General features: G+C 58.8%; 5 protein-coding genes and 1 pseudogene. All 6 read right to left on the bottom strand.

Going from position 1 to position 5,986, the window contains the following annotated elements:
- Positions 1–593 (bottom strand): DUF1403 family protein (locus EN906_RS20110; RefSeq protein WP_127375325.1); only part of this gene is annotated, 593 nt, incomplete at its 3' end.
- 990 nt (positions 594–1,583) lie between these two features.
- Positions 1,584–2,186 (bottom strand): DUF3011 domain-containing protein, encoded by a 603-nt coding sequence (locus EN906_RS20105; RefSeq protein WP_127266888.1) that lies wholly within the window; start codon positions 2,184–2,186, stop codon positions 1,584–1,586.
- 71 nt (positions 2,187–2,257) lie between these two features.
- Positions 2,258–2,674 carry a hypothetical protein gene (locus EN906_RS20100; RefSeq protein WP_245465926.1) on the bottom strand — a complete coding sequence of 139 codons (417 nt, stop codon included), beginning with the start codon at positions 2,672–2,674 and terminating at the stop codon, positions 2,258–2,260.
- Between the two features lie 430 nt (positions 2,675–3,104).
- Complete coding sequence (locus tag EN906_RS20095) at positions 3,105–3,839, bottom strand: L,D-transpeptidase (protein WP_127266890.1); 735 nt, start codon at positions 3,837–3,839, stop codon at positions 3,105–3,107.
- Complete coding sequence (locus EN906_RS20090) at positions 3,820–4,596, bottom strand: DUF6065 family protein (protein ID WP_245465065.1); 777 nt, start codon at positions 4,594–4,596, stop codon at positions 3,820–3,822. Before EN906_RS20090 ends, EN906_RS20095 begins: the two co-directional genes overlap by 20 nt.
- A gap of 110 nt (positions 4,597–4,706) precedes the next feature.
- Positions 4,707–5,986 (bottom strand): annotated as a pseudogene (locus tag EN906_RS38825) (collagen-like protein); the annotation flags it as partial.

Here is a 5,986-nt window from a genome sequence, read left to right as displayed (position 1 = left end):
ATTAGGAGCGGCAGGGGCTGCGGCCAGCCCAGGCGTTGCGCCAGTACCAGGTCGGCGAGCCACCAGCCAAAGAGTTCGGCATCGGGACGCATGGCGACGACCTCAGCGGCGATCGCCGCGGCGTCGAATGGCGCCGACCGCTGGGATACCCCGAGTTTTTCGATCTGCGTGCAAAGGTCGGCGAGCGCGGCGCCGTCCCAATGGAGGCCAAGCTGGTCGAGTATCTTCCCGAGCCGGCCGGGCGTAGCGGCGGGCGGCTGCCTGGCCAACTGCCGCCAGGCGCCAAAGACGGCGCCTGCGGGACCGGGGTCAGCACGTAGGGGACGCAAATGCCAGGCATCGCGCAAGGCGGCCGCATCCTCGGCGCGGCCGGCGAGCCGCATGCTGGAGGCGGCGCAGCGAACCGCCAGCCGCTGCCGCCAAGCGCCGGCCCAGGCTGCCTGCGCGCGGGCGAGCGTGTCGAGGGCACCCAGGGCGGCGCCGGCCCGGAAGGCGGCGTCGCCGTCACTCGGCGCGCCGGCGCTTGTGATCGCCCACGCGGGAACGGAGGGCGGCGCAGAGGAGCTGGCGGTCGCGGGATCGAGGCGAATCATAATTTGGAGAGTAAAGTGCCGGTGCGCTTTTCGCCATGATTTTCGTGCCAAAACGCACAGCCTGTCGGATCAGCACAACGACTGATAGTGTTGCATTATCAATCTCTTCACGAGTTCGTCCCTGCTAAGCCATTTGGCCAACAAGTAAGTCTCGACAGGGCACCTTTTTGCGCAGCCGGACGAAACTCCGTTCGGAAATGTGCCGGCTCGCGGCGTAGGAGCCTGCTCAGGTTCAGATGTCATGAAGGCATCTAACGCCCGATCTGCCGCGCAACTTCGGTCCCATATTCATTGCCGACGGGGTATCTGAGGGCGACGTTTTTTGCGGGTTTTTCCTGGTCGGCTTTGGAGGTGATGCTGGCGCCGATTGTCACAGGCTACTTCACTATCTGTTCCTTGACCGATGAGATCTTTTGCGCTGCGGCGCTCCCGTCTTTGCTGTGGGTCACCTTCTGACCCAAGCCCCAACGTACACACGCGGGAGTGTCCTACAAGCCATCGGTTTCGACAGATCGGATGGATTGGGCAGGCGAGCCCAAAAGCTGCGAGCTTAGAGCGGTTATAAATCGTAGTTGTAGCTGTGTAACAAACTGTGTAACAAAAAGCGCGAAAAGACTAGTATTTTCAGTATCATAGAGGTGAAAGGGAATCCCTCCCTCTCCGCCATCAATTTCCCGTAACAGACTGATTCGCAACGATTTTTCTGGATAGCGGCTCTCTTTTGGTACATTCTTGGTACAAAGAGGCTTCCGCACAAGCCCCCATGGATCGACGGCATAAGAACCTCGATCTTATCGTCTCAGCCGCCGCCACGATGGAGGAGGAGATAGAGAACATGTTCGGCTGCCTCCACCGCTTCGAGGAGAAACCAAGAAGCAGGTGAACGAAGTCTGCCGTGGTGATGCCACGATGAAGATCAAGATTGATGCTGCGGCAAAGATTTAAGAGCCCCGCTTTGACAATCGTGACCGGCTTCCTTCGCCCTTCAATTCACTCCGCGTCAGGATTGTCGACAAGGCAGCCTGCACCATGGCATCCTTGGTAGTTGCCATGCACATCAAAGTTTGGCTCTCCCTGCCTGTCAAATTGCGGTCGGGTATCGATTGCCTTGTCCGGATTGTCGACTTTGCATCCGATGCCATGACAACCATTGTAGCTGCTATCGGAGCGGTAGTTACTCGTCGTGTGCCGTCGATTGTGATGATCGTCCGCCATCCCCTCGATCAGAGCGCCGAGAATAGCTCCGCCAACCACCGCGCCGACGTCATGACCGCGATGGTCATACATGCGGGCATTGGGATCAAAGCTGTCGCCACGTCCATGGTGGTAGCCGCCGACATCGGCGAAAATTCCGGAGCAGCCTTGCGCGACCCAAATATATTTGCTGCGTGGATTGTAGCCCCAGGTCCGGTTCAAAATACAAGGACTTCCGGAAGTCTGATGAATGAGTTGCGGCTTGCTCAGCGGGCCCGCCCAGCATTCGCCATACTGATAGTGCCTCGATTGGCATTCGACGGTCGATTGTGCGCGGGCATCAGAGATCATCCACGATGAGCCGAGCGCGAGCAAAGCAATGAACAGGTAACGTAGCATGTGAACCCTCCGGAGTGGTCAACGATCGGTTGCGTCGGTATCATCGAAAATGGAATTTCTTCCGCCAGGTGTCAGTCGTTGATCGCGGTGATCTTGATGGTGTTGCCGTCTCCGACGCCGGAGAACCAGACCTCGCCATCACCGATTGAGACGCCTTGCCAATTGGCGAACAGCGTCGGATAGGTCTGCTTGAGGACGGTCTGTTTGACCTTGGCGGTAACGATCTTGTCGTAATCCGTCACGAAATGCGCGGCGTCGTTTATCTTGATCGCCTTGCCGCCGATCCGGGCGCGGAAGGGATAATCGATCATCGACGCGACGGTCTGCTTGTCACCGGCACTGACAGCCTTCTGCAGCTTGTCGAAGAACTGCTGATAGGTTGTGTGACTGCCGAACAGCGCGTCAAGGGCCTGGTTTGTTTCAGCGGCGGTCTGCGCTGCCGCTGGACCCGCAACGGCGGTACTCAATAGCGCGGCGGAAACCAGCATGAATAGAGAGTGCCTCATCATAGGTCCTTTCACTCGGTGCGTTCAATTGCCAACCCATCAGCCTGGATTTGTCCTTCGGACGTTCGCGCCCTGACTGATGCCGACGGCGAACGGGAAGACGAACGGCATGCCGTCACTGACGTGAACTGATATATAGGCGCGTCCATTGATTTTTTTTATTTCAGTACACGCAAAAGGTGTAAAAAAGAATACCTAAACGTCGATTATGACGGACAGAGATGACGGTTAAGGTATCCAAAACCTTATTCGCGAGTGCTATCGATACGAGCAGCGACGCCTATGTCTTAAATTCTCCCTCTATGACGCAATATCGATAGAAGCAGAAATCTGCCGTCACCTGTGCCGCCGGCGTGGGTATGGTCCAGCGGCATCCGACAGCAAGCGTTTGCCTGCGCCTGTTCAATTCGCCTCACTTCACGATGACCTTTGCTCCCCGCGGCACCAGACTGTAGAGTTCGATCACATCCTCGTTGAGCATGCGAATGCACCCTGAGGACGCTTCAGTTCCTATGGTCCAGGGCTCTGAGGTGCCGTGGATACGATAAAGCGTATCCACGCCGTTCTTGTACAGATAGAGAGCTCGCGCGCCGAGCGGATTGTGCGTGCCGGGCCTGACCATGCGCGGCAGGTCGGGCGACTGGTTACGCATGTCGTCAGTCGGATACCATGCGGGCCACTCCGCTTTGCGCCCTACGCTGGCAATGCCCGACCAACTGTAACCGCTAGCCCCGACGGCGATGCCATAGCGCCGCGCCGTTCCATCGAGGCGGTATAGATAGAGGAACCTCTGCTGTGTATCGATCAACACCGTACCGGCAGGCAAGCGTTCCGGGGGCGTCACATCGACAGGCAGAAAGCGTTGGTCAAACTTGCTGCGATCGACGATGAAGACCTCATGCGGCTCCCTCGCGTAAGCGGCTTTCACGCGAACTAACTCTGTAGCCGTATTCGGGCTACCTTTTCCATCCGCCAGGCAACCGACAAGGAGCGCCGCCAGCGCCAATACAAAGCCCGACCGCACGAACTGGCGGATGCATTCCGGTCTTTCGTCTCTGCTCGAAACCGACCCGTTAATCGAACGGCCAAATGCTAGCGATCCAACTGGAGGAATGCGCACAGGCCGCTTACTCTTGGCTAGCTTCATCTACTGGCGAACCTTTTTCCTGGGCCCGCAACTGGTCGATGTGGATCGGCCGCTTCAGAGTTCGCTTTACTCGGTGAGTGTCATCCGCGACCGATTTCCCCGTCGGCGAAACACCCTGCAGATAGTGCTTCTGCCACTTCATCTCCTTGGTAAGCTCGTCGTTCATCTGCAGCCCGGCCGAAAACCGTCGACGTTCGCTATTCCAAACCTTATGTTCTTTATGGAACTCAGGATCGTCCTCCATCGGACGAATGACCGGCTGCACCTGCTCGATAGCGACACTTGGCATCATGGTGATGAAACAGAAAGGCTCGCCCTTGGCAAAAGTGACAGACCCAGGGCGGGTGAAGCGCCAATTCATGGTGAAACTGAACGGCAGCCAGTTGGTTTCCACCAAGCCGTCCAGGGGCGCGATTCCGTCCTTCATCCGGTTGGGGGAGCCGCGAGCCCACACCATCCAGCCCGGCTCGGTGCGAAACACGTAACCCGGATGAAAGGTTACTATGCCGTGCCCGAAGGTCGAGCTGATGAATCGGTGCGTGACGTTCGGTTCGTTTACATGGAAGGCGATGTCTTTTGTGGTGTTGTATCCGTTCCAAGTAACAGTCACATTTATGGGGTTCAACAATTCCCATCCGCTGGCATTGGCGATTGAAAGCGGCGTGCAACGATAGGCGAAATGCTGGTCGGTCGCATCCATCCAATCTCGCGTCCCCTCCGCGGCGACAAGCTCAGGGGGGTTCGGAGCCTGGATCATACAGTCAAGACGCGGGCCGGTCATACTCTCCGCTATCCTCAAACGATTCGATTCTAAGTTGCTGATCATGCCGCCAAACCGTAGCGGCATGACCAGGACAGAAGGGGGTACTATGGGCCTGCCGGTCCGGTAGGTCCCTCCGGTCCCACAGGCCCCTCCGGTCCGGCAGGTCCCACCGGTCCGGCAGGCCCAGTGGGTCCCTCCGCGCCGGGCGCGCCGGGAGGTCCAGACGCGCCGGTATCGCCGGGCGCTCCAGGTGTCCCGTCCGATCCGGGCAGTCCGACAGGCCCAGCAGGTCCGCCAGGTCCCTCCGCGCCGGGCGCGCCGGGAGGTCCAGACGCGCCGGTATCGCCGGGCGCTCCAGGTGTCCCATCCGATCCGGGCAGTCCGACAGGCCCAGTGGGTCCGGCAGGCCCCTCCGCGCCGGGCACTCCAGGCGCACCAGCCTCGCCGGGTGCGCCAGGCGCCCCTGGCTGTCCCCAAACATTGGTGGAAGGCGTCGGCAAGTTGCCAACGTCTCTTACGATGTGCGATGGAAGGAAGTCGCCACGATCACGCTGAATCAAGGAACGACCTGGCTTGTCGGCATAATAATCGTTCTGACCATCCGTGACCGCGCACTCGAAATTCTGGTCCGGATCCTTGCAGAAAACTGTCTTCGGGGCGCTTCGATCGCCATTGGTGCCGAAGTGGAATCTCAAACCGGCCATCGCAGAAAAATCGCCGCTTGAGGAGACGTCGCTGTTCGTCAGATCGAAGCTGAAATCACTGTAGATAGAAGTCGCTATTCCGCTTCCGAACTCGGTCAGGTACTCGGCGCCGCCAACAAGTTGCGTTCTACCACCAAAGGCGTCGCGATGACGCAGGCCGCCATTAACCTTGAAGTTATCCGTAGGATAGTACCCGACCCTGCCTTCGGCGAACGGACTGACGTCCTCTTCAAGTGAGTTCCATTCTATGCCGGCAAGTCCCTCAAGCGTGGCCCGGCCCAGATAGTACTGGCCTTCAACGCCGAGCTTGCCTTCGACATAGCCGTTTTCAAGAACTCCACCATCATCGTAACCACCTCCGCCATGAAGGTAGCTTCCATACAGACCCAGCGCCCCAACTTTCGGATCACGGCGGAATAGATGCGCGGCGGCACCTGTGAAGTTACTGTTTGGCGTCACGCCACCAATCGCATCCACCTGGAAGCCGTATTTTTCACCGAGCGGGAGCGCCACGGAACCGTCGGTAAAGGCATACGGGTCGTGACCATTGGTTCCCGCGCCGAATCCGACACGCACGTTGGGCGCAGCAACGGCACGAGTGTCGGATTGCGGACTTGACAGGTACATGCGCCTCTCAACCGAGGATAGCGCAGCCATCTCGCGACTCTGGGCCACCAAAC

The organism is Mesorhizobium sp. M7A.F.Ca.CA.004.06.1.1 (assembly GCF_003999135.1).
Lineage (GTDB): Bacteria > Pseudomonadota > Alphaproteobacteria > Rhizobiales > Rhizobiaceae > Mesorhizobium.
Note: the sequence above shows the minus strand (reverse complement) of the source record. Positions and strands in the feature narration are given on the sequence as shown.